This window comes from Burkholderia sp. IT-111MI5 (assembly GCF_949752865.1).
Classification (GTDB): Bacteria; Pseudomonadota; Gammaproteobacteria; order Burkholderiales; family Burkholderiaceae; genus Burkholderia; species Burkholderia pyrrocinia_C.
In genome coordinates, this window is the sequence record NZ_CATKIF010000016.1 from 45,646 (window position 1) to 58,931 (window position 13,286).

Sequence of the window (13,286 nt, forward strand, 5' to 3'; positions counted from 1 at the left end):
ACGGCCGCCCGCGCATCCTGCCCGGCGGCCGTTTTTCGGTCTCAACCTGAACGTGAACGTACAGGTTGATCTATAATCGCGGCATCGCCCCGACCGACTCTCCCCGCCACCCGATGCCGAACAACGCCTCCACCCCGCTGCTGACCGTGAGCGACGCCGCATCGCGGCTCGGCGTCACGCCGCGCACGCTGAAGTATTACGAAGAGCGCGGGCTCGTCACGCCGTCGCGCAGCGAAGGCCGCTACCGCCTCTACGACGAAGCCGATCTCGAACGTTTCGCGCGCATCCTGCGGCTGCGTGCGCTCGGCTTCTCGCTGCATGGCATCACCGAAATGCTGAAGCGCCCGCTGGAAGAAACGGGCGACGGCCGGCGCCGCTATTCGGATGCGTCGCTGCGCGACATCCGCACCGGCCTCGCCGAGCAGATCGACACGCTCGACCGGCGAATCGCGGCCGTCCAGCGCGAACTGAAGGAAGCCGTCGCGCTGCGCAAGGAACTGCAGCACGACATCGACTACGTCGAGCGGCGTCTCGCCGGCGAAAACCCCGATGCGCTGATCGCGCAGCGGCGGGCCGAAGCCGGCGCGCGGCGCACGCGCAAGGATCGCGAATGAACGCGGTGCCCGGCCGCTCGCCGCTGTGGAGCCGTGCGAACCTGCGCGCGGACCTGCTCCCGTGGGCGCTCGCGCTCGTCACCGGCATCGACTACTTCGACAACGCGGTCTTCTCGTTCTTCGCGAGCTACATCGCGGGCGGCATCAACGCATCGCCCGACGAACTCGTGTGGTCGTCGAGCGCGTACGCGATCACGGCCGTACTCGGCATCCTGCAGCAGCAATGGTGGGTCGACCGGCTCGGGCATCGCCGCTACGTTGCGGGCTGCATGCTGATGTTCTCGTTCGGTGCGATCGCGGCCGCGCTTGCCGACACGTCGCTGGAACTCGCGTTCGCGCGTGGTTTCCAGGGCTATTTCATCGGCCCGATGATGGGCGCGTGCCGGATCCTGATCCAGATCAGCTTCAAGCCGCAGGAACGGCCGCCCGCGACGCGCGCGTTCCTGATCATGATCCTGCTCGGCAGTGCGCTCGCGCCGATCGTCGGCGGGCTGCTCGTCGCGCATTCGACATGGCGCGCGCTGTTCGCGTGCACGGCGCCCGCCGGCATCGCGTTCGCGATCCTTGCGCTGCTCACGCTGCCCGATTCGGGCCGGACACCCGACGACGAACGCGGCTCCGGACACTTCTGGCCGTATGTCGTGTTCGCGCTCGCGCAAGGAGCACTGCAGATCGTGCTGCAGCAGGTGCATTACCAGCTCTACAGCGGCTCGCCGATGCTGATCCTGCTGACGATCGCGGGGATCGGCGCACTCGCATGGTTCGCGTATCACCAGTGGCATCACCCGACGCCGCTCGTGCGGCTGCATGCGTTCCGCGAGCGGACGTTCCAGGTCGGGCTGCTGCTCTACATGTTCTATTACTACGAGACGACGGGCTTCAGTTACCTGACATCGCGGTTTCTCGAAGGCGGGCTCGGCTATCCGGTCGAGAACGCCGGGCGCCTGGTCGGCACGATGTCGCTGATTTCGGCCACGGCGCTGTTCGCGTACCTGCGCTACGCGAAATTCGTCACGCACAAGAAGTGGTTCGTCGTGCCGGGGTTCGCGATCGCCGTCACGGCCGCGCTGTGGATGACGCGGATGACGCCGCAGGTCGGCGAAGCCGCGCTGATCGTCCCGCTGCTGCTGCGCGGGCTGCTGCTGCTCTTCATCGTGCTGCCGGTGGCCAACCTGACGTTCCGGATCTTCGCGATCGACGAGTACACGCACGGCTACCGGCTGAAGAACATCGTGCGGCAACTGACGATCTCGTTCGCGACGTCGTCGGTGATCATCGTCGAGCAGCATCGCGTGGCCGTGCACCAGACGCGGCTCGTCGAGCGCGCGAACGTGTTCGACCCGATGTTCCAGCAGACCGTCGACGCCCTGACGCGCAGCTATGCGGCCGCCGGGCATGCGCTGAACGAAGCGCACGGTCTCGCGATCGCCGCCATCGCCCGCATGGTCGCGCAACAAGCGTCGTTCCTCGCGTCGCTCGACGGTTTTTACTTCCTGGCGGGCGTCGCGCTCGTCGGCGGCCTCTTCGCGGCATGGCAAAAAGAGATCGATTGAGTTAAAAGACAGGCTTTGGATTTCCGTCCGCAGCCTCCATGCTATCGAAACTGACCCGCTGGTTCGACGACCGCCGCCGCGACCGCGCGCTGCGCAGCCACCCGATCCCCGACGCGCTGTGGCAGGACACCGTCGAGCGCCTGCCGTTCCTCGCGACGCTGTCGCCCGATGCGCTCGGCCGGCTGCGCGAGCTGACGAGCCTGTTCATCGCGAAGAAATCGTTTTCGACCGCGCACGGGCTCGAACTGACCGACGCGATGATCGTCGCGATCGCCGCGCAGGCTTGCCTGCCGGTGCTGAATCTCGACCTGTCGCTGTACGACGGCTGGGTCGGCGTCGTCGTGTATCCGGGCGAATTCGTGATCCGCAAGACCGTGCAGGACGAGGACGGTGTCGTCCACGAGGTCGAGCAGGATGCGAGCGGCGAGGCATGGGAAGGCGGCCCCGTGATCCTGTCGTGGGAAGACGCGCAGATGACGGACGGCCATGACGCGTACAACGTCGTGATCCACGAGTTCGCGCACAAGATCGACATGGTCAACGGCGCGGCCGACGGCTATCCGCCCCTTTTTCGCCGCTGGCACGCGCCGCACCTCGATGCGCAGGCGTGGGCCGACGTGTTCGAACATGCGTACGACCAGTTCTGCGCGCGCGTCGACGCGGTGCCGGAGCGCGCGTGGGCGCGCTTCGAGCGGGAATCGCTGATCGATCCCTATGCGGCCGACCACCCGTCGGAATTCTTCGCAGTGTGCAGCGAGGCGCTGTTCGTGCGGCCGAAAGCGTTCGAGTCCGAATTTCCGGAGTTGTACCGGCTGCTCGCCCGCTATTACCGGCAGGATCCGGCCGGCACCGGCGCGCTCGACGCGCCGTGAAAATTATTCGTCAACCATCTGATTTTCTGGCATAATCGCCGTTTTTCGACCTTAGGCAAGTGGCTCGCGCCGGGCTTGGCGTCGTCTGGTATGCGCAATGTGCGCGCTCCGGCACGGCAAGCGGCGGGTTGGCTACCGCTCTCACCAAGGAAAGACCATGAAAGAAGGCATCCACCCGAACTACCGCGAAGTCGTCTTCCAAGACATGTCGAACGGCTTCAAGTTCATCACGCGCTCGACGATCCAGACGCGCGAAAACATCGAACTCGACGGCAAGACCTACCCGCTCGCCAAGATCGAAGTGTCGTCGGAATCGCACTCGTTCTACACGGGTCAGCAAAAGATCATGGACACGGCAGGCCGTGTCGAGAAGTTCAAGAACAAGTTCGGCGTACGCGCCAGCGGCAAGGCGAAGTAAGCTTCGCACCGCATCCGGTGGTTGCAACGCACCGGTATCGCACAAAAAGGGCAGCCCAGGCTGCCCTTTTTTGTCTCTGCTCGCCGGAAAAGCGCCGGCCGGCGTCCGGGCAACGACCTGACGCGCAGCAGCCGGCGCGTCTACAATGCCGGATGCTCGAAACCGGCTCGACCGCGCGCACCCGCGCCGGCCGCCTGCCCATAACAAAACGCTCATCTGCATGAAGCCTGTCGTCCGTCTCACCGCCTCCGCCACGCGTGCGCTGCCGCGCTGGCTGCTGCTCACGCTCTGCTTCGTCTATGCCGCGTTCGGCCTGTTCGGCCGCGACCCGTGGAAGAACGAGGACGCGGCGGGCTTCGGCGTGATGTGGACGATGGCCAAGGGCGGCTGGCACGACTGGCTGCTACCGAACCTCGTCGGCAAGTTCATCACGACCGACGGGCCGCTCGGCTACTGGCTCGGTGCGCTGTCGATCCGCGGCCTCGGCCCGTGGGTCGATGCGAGCAATGCGTCGCGCATCGATACGGGCGTGCTGTTCTGCGTCGCGTGCGCATTCGTCTGGTACGCGGCCTACCTGCTCGGCCGGCGCGCCGAGGTCCAACCGTTCAAGTACGCATTCGGCGGCGAGCCGGAACCGCGCGACTACGGCCGAACGCTCGCCGACGGCGCGCTGCTGGTCCTCGTCGCATGCTTCGGCCTCGCGGAACGCGGGCACGAGACGACGCCGCAGGTCGCCCAGTTCGCGTGGATCGCGATGCTCGTGTACGGGATCGTGCGCGGCATCGACAAGCCGATGCAGGGCGCGCTGTGGTGGGGCCTCGCGATCGGCCTCGTCGCGCTGTCCGGCAACCCGGTGCTGGTCGTCGCGCTGCTCGCCGGCACCGCCGCGCTGTGGCTCGTCACGCCCGAGATGCGCAACCTGCGGCTGCCGCTGGTCGGCGTGCCGCTCGCGGCCGCGATCTTCGCGCTGTGGCCGCTTGCCGCGTTCGTCGCGGCGCCCGACGACGCCGCGTGGTTCTTCAACCAGTGGATCCACGGCAGCCTGATGCGCTTTTCGGGCCCGCCGACCGCCGTGCTCGCGTATGCGGCGAAGAACCTGCCGCTGTTCACGTGGCCCGCGTGGCCGCTCGCGATCTGGGCGTGGTGGAGCTGGGCCGGCATGCGCCGCCGCGCGCACATCGCGATTCCGCTGTCGGTCGCCGTGCCGCTCGTCGCGCTCGTGATCCTGCAGAGCCAGCAGTCGAATCGCATGTACATGCTGCTGCTGCCGCCGCTCGCGGTGCTCGCGACGTTCGCGCTGCCGACCCTCAAGCGTGGCGCGATCAACGCGTTCGACTGGTTCGCGGTACTGAGCTTCACGATCCTCGGCACCTTCGTATGGCTCGTGTGGCTCGCGTCGCTCACGGGCTTCCCGCATCCGCTCGCGCGCAACCTCGCACGCCTCGTGCCGGGCTACGAACCGCATTTCAAGATCCTGTCGTTCATCTGCGCGGTGATCGTCACCGTGTGCTGGTGCGTGCTCGTGCGCTGGCGCGTCTCGCGGCAGCCGAAGGTGCTGTGGCGCAGCGTCGTGCTGTCGGGCGCCGGCACCACGCTGATGTGGGTGCTGCTGATGACGCTGTGGCTGCCGATCGTCAACTACGGCCGAACCTATCGCGATGTCGCGCAACAGATCGCGCTGCACCTGCCGTCCGACTACGAGTGCATCTCGCCGGTGCGGCTCGGCGATGCGCAGATCGCGACCTTCGCGTACTTCGGCAACATGCACTTCGATTTCTCCGGCGACTGCGACGTGATCCTGCGCCAGGACCGTTCCGACTTCGGCGAGCCGAGTGCGATGTCGCAATATGTGTGGCGTCTCGTGTGGGAAGGCCGCCGCGTCGCCGATCGCGACGAACGCTTCCGCCTGTACGAGCGCATCGAACGGCCGAAGACGCCCGTCAAGCGGCGCCCGCCGCGCCGCCAGGCGGCCGATTGACGATGTTCGGCGACATCCGCCGGATCGTCGGTCTCGCGTGGCCGGTGCTGGTCGGCCAGCTCGCGATCATCGCATTCGGCGTGATCGACACCGCAATGGTCGGCCGCTACTCGGCCACCGATCTCGCCGCGCTCGGGCTCGGCTCGTCGATCTACGTGTCGATCTATATCGGGCTGACGGGCATCCTGTCCGCGCTGCAGCCGATCACCGGACAACTGTACGGCGCGCGACGCTATGCCGAGATCGGCGAGGAAGTCCGCCAGGCGCTGTGGCTCGCGCTGCTGCTCGCGATACCCGGCTTCCTGCTGCTGCATTTTCCCGAGCCGCTGCTGCACATCGCGCACACGCCCGCCGCGCTGCACGACCGCACCGTCGACTACCTGCGCATCCTGTCGTACGGGCTGCCCGCCAGCCTCGTCTTCCGCATCTACAACGCGCTGACCAACGCGGCCGGCAAGCCGCGGCTCGCGATGATCCTGCAGATCGGCGCGCTGCTGCTCAAGTTTCCGCTCAACGTGTGGTTCATCTTCGGCGGGTTCGGCGTGCCGGCGCTCGGCGGCCCCGGCTGCGGGCTCGCCAGCACGCTGATCAACTGGGCGCTCGCTTTGATCGGCTATACGCTGCTCGCGAAGCTCGACGTGTTCGCGCCGCTCGCGATCTTCTCGCGCTTCTGCTGGCCCGTCTGGGAGCGCCAGAAGGCGATCCTGAAACTCGGCGTGCCGATGGGCCTGTCGTACCTGATCGAGGTCACGTCGTACACCTGCATGGCGCTGTTCATCGCGCAATTCGGCACGACGACGCTCGCCGGCCACCAGATCGCCGGCAACATCGGTGCGGTGCTGTACATGACACCACTGTCGATCGGCGTGGCAGCCTCGACGCTGGTCGCGCGCGCGCTCGGCGCCGGACGCCCCGAGGAAGCACGGCTGCTCGGCCGGCACAGCGTGATGTTCGCGTGCGGCGTGGCCGCGACATACGGCGTACTCGTATTCACGCTGCGCCCGCTGATCGTCGGCGGCTATACGCCGAACCCGGCCGTCGCCGCGGCCGCGCTGCCGCTCGTCGCGATCGTCGCGTGCTACCACGTGTTCGATGCGCTGCAGGTCACGTCGGCGTTCGTGCTGCGCGCGTACAAGGTCGCGATCGTGCCGACCGTGATCTATGCGGTCGCGCTGTGGGGCGTCGGACTCAGCGGCGGCTACGTGCTCGGCTTCGACGTCGGCGGCATCGCGCCCGCATGGCTGACGGGCGCGCGCGGCTTCTGGTTCGCGAACACCGTCAGCCTGATGCTCGCGGGCGCCGGGCTCGTGTTCTACCTGCGCCACGTGAGCCGCGCGCGCGTATCGACTCAGCCGGCCTGACGCGCCGCCCGCTACGCATCCGCCAGCACGTCGGCCGCGTGATAGGACGACCGCACGAGCGGACCGGCTACGACTTCCCTGAAACCGAGCGCCAGCGCCTCTTCGCGCCACGCGGCGAATGCGTCCGGACTCACGTAGCGCCGCACCGGCAGATGGTGCTCGGACGGCGCCAGATACTGGCCGAGCGTCAGCACGTCGACTTCGTGCGCGCGCAGGTCGCGCAGCGTGTCGCGCACCTCGTCGTCGCGCTCGCCGAGCCCGAGCATCAGCCCCGACTTCGTCACGAGCGTCGGCCGCGCGGCCTTCGCCTGCGCGAGCAGTTCGAGCGAGCCGCGATAGTCGGCGCCCGGCCGCGCCGCGCGATACAGCGACGGCACCGTCTCGATGTTGTGGTTGAACACGTCCGGCCAGGCCGACGACAGCGCGTCGAGCGCGCGCGCGACGCGGCCGCGGAAGTCCGGCGTCAGCACCTCGACGCCGATACCCGGCACGCTCGCGCGCACCGCCGCGATGCACGCGGCGAAATGCGCGGCGCCGCCGTCGCGCAGGTCGTCGCGGTCGACCGACGTGATCACGACGTAGCGCAGCCCGAGCGCCGCGACCGCATCGGCCAGCCGCGCGGGCTCGTCGGGATCGAGCGGCTCGGGACGCCCGTGCGCGACGTCGCAGAACGGGCAGCGCCGCGTGCACAGCCCGCCCATGATCATGAAGGTCGCGGTGCGCTGCGCGAAGCATTCGCCGATGTTCGGGCACATCGCCTCCTCGCAGACGGAATGCAGCCGATGGTCGCGCAGCACGGCCGCCATGTCGGCCACCGCCGCGCTCATCATCGGCCGCGCGCGCAGCCACGGCGGCTTCGGCAGCGCCGCGCCGGCCGCGGGCTCGACGCGCACCGGAATGCGCGCGAGCTTGTCGCGGCTTCTCGCGCCCGGCTGGCCGAGCGCCGTGAGGCTGGGTCGTTCGAGCGCGGCGGCCATCGTCAGTCTCCGAGAAACGCGACGATCAGGCGGTTCACGTCGGCGGCCGCCTCCATCTGCACCATGTGCCCGCTGCCGGCGATCACCTCGGCGCGCACGCCGTCCGGCAAGCCCTGCGCGTGCTGCGCGGGGATTACCTGGTCGCGCTCGCCCCAGATCACGAGCGTGCGCGGCGCAAGCGACGCGAGCCGGTCGCGGAACACGCGCCGCTGCGCCGCGCCGTCGAACGCGGCGTTCGCGATCTTTTCCAGCGCGGCCTGCACGCCTTCGAGCCGCTTGTACTTGACGAGATCCTCGACGAGCTGCCGCGTCACGAGCGCGTTGTCCGCGAACAGCGCACCGAGGTGCGGCTTCAGCGTATTGCGGCTGTTACCGGCGACGAAGCCGTCGATATAGGCACGGTTGATGTCGGCGCCGAGCCCCGCGCTCGCGATCAGCGTCAGCGACGCAACGCGCTGCGGCGCGCGTTCGGCCGCGGCCATCGCGACCGCGCCGCCCATCGAATGGCCGATCAGGTGCGCGCGCTCGATGTGCTGCGCATCGAGCAGCGCGAGCACCGCGTCGGCCAGCTCGTCGAGGCTGCCCGTGTCTACCGCCTTGCCCGACTCGCCATGACCGGGCAAGTCGAGCGCCCACACGGACCGGTGCGCGGCGAGGTCCGCGTGATTGAACAGCCAGTTGTTCAGGTCGCCGCCGAAGCCGTGGATCAGCACGGCGGGCGTGCCCGTGCCGTCGCCGAGCTTCAGGAAGCGCACCGTGCGGCCGCCGATCTGCGCCTTCTCGGGCTGCGGGCCCGCCGCTTCGTCGGACGCCGCGCTCGGCACGAAATCGCGCTGGAACTCGGCGATCGCCGCATCGATGTCGGCATCGCTCGCCTCGGCCGCCGCGACGACGCCGAGCAGCGCGCCGACCGGCAGCGTCTCGCCCTCCTGCGCGACCTGCCGGCGCAGCGTGCCGTCGAACGCGCATTCGACGCCCGACGAGATCTTGTCGGTCTCGACGTCGAGCACTTCGTCGCCCTTCGTCACGCGTTCGCCGAGCGCCTTCAGCCAGCCGTTGACCTGCCCCTGCTCCATCGACAGCCCCCACTTGGGCATCGTGATCATGTGAATCGACATCGTGTCAGCTCCTCGTCTTCAGGACCGCCTGCGCAATCGCATCGGCGGACGGGATATACAGGTCTTCCAGCACGCTCGCGAACGGCGCGGGCGTATGCGGCGCGGTCACGAGCTCGATCGGCGCCTTCAGCGTTCGGAACGCGCGCTGCGCGACGAGCGCGGCGATGTCGGTCGCGATCGAGCAGCGCGGGTTCGCTTCGTCGACGACCACCACGCGCCCGGTGCGCGCCGCGCTTTCGAGGATCGTCTCCTCGTCGAGCGGCGACGTGGTGCGCAGGTCGATCACGTCGACCTGGATGCCGTCCTTCGCGAGCTTCGCGGCTGCATCCATCGCGAGATGCACCATCCGGCCGTACGTGACGATGGTTGCGTCGTCGCCGTCGCGCATCACGTTCGCCTCGCCGAACGGAATCGCATAGGACTCCTCCGGCACGTCGCCCTCGCGCGTGTAAAGCAGCTTGTGCTCGAGGAAGATCACGGGATCGTCGTCGCGGATCGCCTGGATCAGCAGCCCCTTCGCGTCGTACGGCGTCGACGGGCACACGACCTTCAGCCCCGGGATGTGCGTGAACAGCGACGTGAGCATCTGCGAGTGCTGCGCAGCCGCGCGCAGCCCGGCGCCGTACATCGCGCGAATCACGACCGGCGTCACCGCCTTGCCGCCGAACATGTAGCGGAATTTCGCGGCCTGGTTGAAGATCTGGTCGAAGCACACGCCCATGAAATCGATGAACATCAGTTCCGCGACGGGCCGCATCCCGCACGCGGCCGCGCCGACCGCCGCGCCGATGTAGCCGCCTTCGGAAAGCGGCGTATCGAGCACGCGGCCCGGAAACTTGTGGAACAGCCCCTTCGTCACGCCGAGCACGCCGCCCCACGCGTCGTCCTCGCCCGGCGCGCCCGCGCCGCCCGCATTGTCCTCGCCCATCACGATCACGCTGTCGTCGCGCGCCATTTCCTGCGCGAGCGCCTCGTTGATCGCCTGCGAATAAGTGATCTTCCTTGCCATGTCTGTCTCCTGGAATGTTCGGTTCGCCGTGCCGGCTGCAGTGTCAGGCCGCGCTCACGGGTACGACACGTAGACGTCGGTCAGCAGGTCGGCCGCGTCGGGCAGCGGCGCGGCCTTCGCCTGCGCGACTGCGTCGTCGATCAGCGCCTTCACCTGGGCGTCGACCGCGCGCAGGTCGTCGGTCGTCAGCGCCTCGGCACGCACGACGCGCGTCTCGAAGTGCTTCAGGCAGTCCTTCTCGTCGCGCAGCTTCTGCACCTCGCCGGGTGCGCGGTAGGTCTGCGCATCGCCTTCGAAATGGCCGAAATAGCGTGTGAACTTCACCTCGACGAGCGTCGGGCCGCCGCCGTTGCGCGCACGCTCGACGGCCTCGCCGAGCGCTTCGTGCACCGCGAAGAAGTCGAAGCCGTCGACAATCACGCCCGGCATCCCGAACCCGTTCGCGCGATCGGCGATGTTGTCGGTCGCGACCGACCAGCTCGACGACGTCGCTTCCGCATAACCGTTGTTTTCGGCGACGAAGATCGCGGGCAGCCGCCACACCGACGCGAGGTTCATCGATTCGAAGATCACGCCCTGGTTCGATGCGCCGTCGCCGAAGAAGCACACGCCGACGCCGCCGGACTTCTTGTGCTTCGCCGCGAGCGCCGCGCCGCACACGAGCGGACCGCCCGCGCCGACGATCCCGTTCGCGCCGAGCATCCCCATCGACAGGTCGGCGATGTGCATCGAGCCGCCCTTGCCGTGGCAGACGCCGGTCTTCTTGCCGTAGATCTCGGCCATCATCCCGCGCACGTCGACGCCCTTCGCGATGCAATGGCCGTGGCCGCGGTGCGTGGTGGCAACGTAGTCGGCGAGGCCGAGGTGCAGCATCGTGCCGACCGCGGACGCCTCCTCGCCCGCGTACAGGTGAACGAAGCCGGGGATCTCTCCGGTCGCGAATTCGACGTGCAAGCGCTCCTCGAATTCGCGGATCGTGCGCATCAGCCGGTATGCGTCCAGCAGCTTGTCCCTGCTGAGCTGGGTCGAAACGGTCATGTGTGTCTCCTGGGTAGGTCTGACTGCGAATGCCGCCGCGGCCGTGCCGCGGCGACGGATTGCACGGCCTGCGGCCGTCAGTGGAACGTGAAGCCGCCGTCGACGTTCACGGCCTGGCCGGTCACGTTGTCCATCGTCGCGAAGAACAGCGCGAGCCGGCCCATGTCTTCGGGCGTCTGCGCGCGGCCCTGCGGGATCAGCGTCAACTGGTGCCGCTGCCACGATTCCTCGACCGATTCGCCGTCGGTCTTCCATTCGTCGGACAGCCGGTCCCACATATAGGTACGCACGATGCCCGGGCAGATCGCGTTGACGGTCACGCCGTCGCGCGCGAGTTCCTTCGCGAGCGCGTTCGTGAAGCCGACGACCGCGAACTTCGATGCGCTGTAATGGGCGAGATTCGGAAAGCCTTCCTTGCCGGCAATCGACGCGACGTTGATGATCCGGCCGCGGCCCTGCGCCTTCAGATGCGCGAGCGCCGCGCGGCAGCCGAGGAACGTGCCCTTCGCGTTCACGTCCATCACGAAATCCCAGTCGCGTTCGGTCAACGCTTCGACCGGATGAATGCTGATCACGCCCGCGCAGTTCACGAGGATGTCGAGCCGGCCGAGTTCGGCGAGCGCCTGCGCGACCATCGCGTCGACCTGCACGGCCTGCGTGACGTCGACCTTCGCGACCGCCGCCCGGCGGCCGAGCGCGCGCACCGCACTCGCGGTGGCATCGAGCGCATCGTCGAGCAGGTCGGCCAGCAGGATGTCGGCGCCCGCGCCGGCGAGTGTCAGCGCAATGCCGCGGCCGATGCCGCGCGCGCCGCCCGTGACGATGGCGACCTGTCCTTCGAGTGGGGCTGTCATGGCAATGTCTCCTTGATGTTCGTTATGGACATCGAAATGTCGTTCGGAAAAACGGATGCTCAGTTGCGCCATGCGCCGGCATCGCGCAGCAATTGCCGCGAAGACGCGTAGCGCAGCGTGCGGCCGACGTCGACCGTCAGCGGCCCGCGCCAGTCGAGCGAAATCTCGTAGCGATCGCCGCGCGCCACCTCGATCTCGCGCTCGCCGTCGAACGCGAGCGTGCCGCGCTCGAACGGGATCGTCTGCCACGCGCCCGGTTCGAGCCGCTCGCAACTGCGCATCACGACGCGGTCGACGCGGCCCGGTGCAATCGGCGCGACGAGCGGTGTGCCGGCCGTCTTGCCCTCGTCCGCGAAGCGCATCGCGAGCCCGTGCGGCGCGCTGCGCTCGAGCGGCGCCCATGCTCCGCCGAGCGCGGACAGGCCGATGCCGTCCGGTTCCGCGAACGTCAGGTAGAGCGAATCGATGTCGTCGGGCCCCGAAATCGCACGGGCGCCGATGAAGCGCTGTCGCGCCGCGCACACGTCGACGAGCGCAATCTCTTCGCGCCCCGACTGTGTGCCTGCCACGCAGCGCACGACGAGCCGCTTGTTGCGCGTGAACGCAACCTCGGCCGGCACGGCGCCGGTCGCGGCGAGTCCGGCCGCGACGCCTGCGACGGTCGCCTCGCGATGTTCGGGAAACGCGTTGTTGGTGCCGGTGGACAGCGCGACGAGCGGCGTCGCGCCGCAATGCGCGGCCACCGCACGATGGGTGCCGTCGCCGCCGAGCACGACGATCAGCGCGACTTCCATCCGGTGCAGGTACGCGGCGCCGGCTTGCGTATCGGCGACGGTATCGGTGATCGGCAGGTCGACGAACTCGACCTCGGGCCAGCGCTCGTGCGGCGCGACCGCGCGATGCGTGTCGAGCGCGCGCAGCAGCAGCGTCGCGATGCCCGTCCGGTCGCGCAGCGTCAGCACGCGCTCGACGCCCATCGCGCCGAGGCCGGCCAGCAGGCGCACGATCATGTTCGCCTTCTCCGCCGTCGGAAACACGGATGCATGCGTCGTGAGGCGGCGGATGTCGCGCCCCGATGCGGGGTTCGCGATCACACCGACGGTAACGGGCGTCGTCACGGGTTTGTCTCCATCCAGTTGACCGGCACCGGCGCATTGGCGCCCGCTCCGGCCCTGCCTGTTTCGTCCGCTGCCATCGACGGGCTGCGGATCGTCGTCGCCGACGCGACTGCGCCGGGCTTGCACGTGATCTCTGCAAGCGGCGTGCCATCGTGTGTGCAATGACCGCGAAACCCGCGCCCACGCTGGCGCGGCGGGCATGCACATGTTCCGGGTTCGCGACCGTGACGACGCAGCGCGCGGCGAATCCGCGCGTGCGTCTCACGCCGTCGTTGCGACGACGCGCTCGTCGCGACGCCTGCGCAAGCGCGCCGCCCTGCCCGCAAACCCTGCGTTGACGCGGCGTGGCGCATGCCGCGACGAGCCGGACGACCGC

12 protein-coding genes are annotated in these 13,286 nt (G+C 68.6%); 6 read left to right on the forward strand and 6 right to left on the reverse strand.

The genetic code is table 11. The features are described from left to right. The first annotated feature begins 113 nt into the window (after positions 1-113). The 6 genes from ACM6JT_RS16875 to ACM6JT_RS16900 all read left to right on the forward strand — a co-directional run bounded on the left by ACM6JT_RS16875 (position 114) and on the right by ACM6JT_RS16900 (position 6,796). Entirely contained in the window at positions 114-614 is a 501-nt protein-coding gene (locus ACM6JT_RS16875; RefSeq protein WP_131947883.1) for a MerR family transcriptional regulator, read from the forward strand. Beyond that, positions 611-2,167, forward strand: coding sequence for an MFS transporter (locus ACM6JT_RS16880; RefSeq protein WP_131947882.1), 1,557 nt, complete (start codon positions 611-613; stop codon positions 2,165-2,167). The genes ACM6JT_RS16875 and ACM6JT_RS16880 overlap by 4 nt, the downstream gene beginning before the upstream one ends. A gap of 38 nt (positions 2,168-2,205) precedes the next feature. After that, entirely contained in the window at positions 2,206-3,039 is an 834-nt protein-coding gene (locus tag ACM6JT_RS16885; RefSeq protein WP_131947881.1) for a zinc-dependent peptidase, read from the forward strand. 157 nt (positions 3,040-3,196) lie between these two features. Further along, complete coding sequence (locus tag ACM6JT_RS16890) at positions 3,197-3,457, forward strand: type B 50S ribosomal protein L31 (protein ID WP_006753671.1); 261 nt, start codon at positions 3,197-3,199, stop codon at positions 3,455-3,457. Between the two features lie 145 nt (positions 3,458-3,602). Continuing rightward, positions 3,603-5,435, forward strand: a complete 1,833-nt coding sequence (locus tag ACM6JT_RS16895; RefSeq protein ID WP_105392279.1) for an ArnT family glycosyltransferase — start codon at positions 3,603-3,605, stop codon at positions 5,433-5,435. 2 nt (positions 5,436-5,437) lie between these two features. Next, a complete protein-coding gene (locus ACM6JT_RS16900; protein WP_414856891.1) occupies positions 5,438-6,796 on the forward strand; it encodes an MATE family efflux transporter in 1,359 nt (452 codons plus the stop codon). 11 nt (positions 6,797-6,807) lie between these two features. Here ACM6JT_RS16900 and lipA read toward each other — a convergent pair whose 3' ends face one another. The 6 genes from lipA to ACM6JT_RS16930 all read right to left on the reverse strand — a co-directional run bounded on the left by lipA (position 6,808) and on the right by ACM6JT_RS16930 (position 12,910). After that, positions 6,808-7,773 (reverse strand): lipoyl synthase, encoded by a 966-nt coding sequence (lipA, locus tag ACM6JT_RS16905; protein ID WP_034181265.1) that lies wholly within the window; start codon positions 7,771-7,773, stop codon positions 6,808-6,810. 2 nt (positions 7,774-7,775) lie between these two features. Continuing rightward, positions 7,776-8,891, reverse strand: coding sequence for an acetoin dehydrogenase dihydrolipoyllysine-residue acetyltransferase subunit (locus ACM6JT_RS16910; RefSeq protein ID WP_414856892.1), 1,116 nt, complete (start codon positions 8,889-8,891; stop codon positions 7,776-7,778). A 4-nt stretch (positions 8,892-8,895) separates the two neighbouring features. Beyond that, positions 8,896-9,900 carry an alpha-ketoacid dehydrogenase subunit beta gene (locus tag ACM6JT_RS16915; RefSeq protein ID WP_072437216.1) on the reverse strand — a complete coding sequence of 335 codons (1,005 nt, stop codon included), beginning with the start codon at positions 9,898-9,900 and terminating at the stop codon, positions 8,896-8,898. Between the two features lie 54 nt (positions 9,901-9,954). Then, positions 9,955-10,938 carry a thiamine pyrophosphate-dependent dehydrogenase E1 component subunit alpha gene (locus tag ACM6JT_RS16920; RefSeq protein ID WP_217589492.1) on the reverse strand — a complete coding sequence of 328 codons (984 nt, stop codon included), beginning with the start codon at positions 10,936-10,938 and terminating at the stop codon, positions 9,955-9,957. 77 nt (positions 10,939-11,015) lie between these two features. Further along, positions 11,016-11,792, reverse strand: coding sequence for an SDR family NAD(P)-dependent oxidoreductase (locus ACM6JT_RS16925; RefSeq protein WP_131947878.1), 777 nt, complete (start codon positions 11,790-11,792; stop codon positions 11,016-11,018). A gap of 59 nt (positions 11,793-11,851) precedes the next feature. Continuing rightward, positions 11,852-12,910 (reverse strand): ATP-NAD kinase family protein, encoded by a 1,059-nt coding sequence (locus ACM6JT_RS16930; protein WP_105392282.1) that lies wholly within the window; start codon positions 12,908-12,910, stop codon positions 11,852-11,854. Between the last annotated feature and the right edge of the window lie 376 nt (positions 12,911-13,286).

Bases quoted from the DNA above. Each gene is read 5' to 3' on its own strand.
- ACM6JT_RS16885 (WP_131947881.1), top strand. From the start codon at position 2,206: ATGCTATCGAAACTGACCCGCTGGTTCGACGACCGCCGCCGCGACCGC.
- ACM6JT_RS16915 (WP_072437216.1), bottom strand. From the start codon at position 9,900: ATGGCAAGGAAGATCACTTATTCGCAGGCGATCAACGAGGCGCTCGCG.
- ACM6JT_RS16890 (WP_006753671.1), top strand. From the start codon at position 3,197: ATGAAAGAAGGCATCCACCCGAACTACCGCGAAGTCGTCTTCCAAGAC.
- ACM6JT_RS16925 (WP_131947878.1), bottom strand. From the start codon at position 11,792: ATGACAGCCCCACTCGAAGGACAGGTCGCCATCGTCACGGGCGGCGCG.
- ACM6JT_RS16920 (WP_217589492.1), bottom strand. From the start codon at position 10,938: ATGACCGTTTCGACCCAGCTCAGCAGGGACAAGCTGCTGGACGCATAC.
- ACM6JT_RS16875 (WP_131947883.1), top strand. From the start codon at position 114: ATGCCGAACAACGCCTCCACCCCGCTGCTGACCGTGAGCGACGCCGCA.
- ACM6JT_RS16880 (WP_131947882.1), top strand. From the start codon at position 611: ATGAACGCGGTGCCCGGCCGCTCGCCGCTGTGGAGCCGTGCGAACCTG.
- ACM6JT_RS16900 (WP_414856891.1), top strand. From the start codon at position 5,438: ATGTTCGGCGACATCCGCCGGATCGTCGGTCTCGCGTGGCCGGTGCTG.
- ACM6JT_RS16895 (WP_105392279.1), top strand. From the start codon at position 3,603: ATGCCGGATGCTCGAAACCGGCTCGACCGCGCGCACCCGCGCCGGCCG.
- ACM6JT_RS16910 (WP_414856892.1), bottom strand. From the start codon at position 8,891: ATGTCGATTCACATGATCACGATGCCCAAGTGGGGGCTGTCGATGGAG.
- lipA (WP_034181265.1), bottom strand. From the start codon at position 7,773: ATGGCCGCCGCGCTCGAACGACCCAGCCTCACGGCGCTCGGCCAGCCG.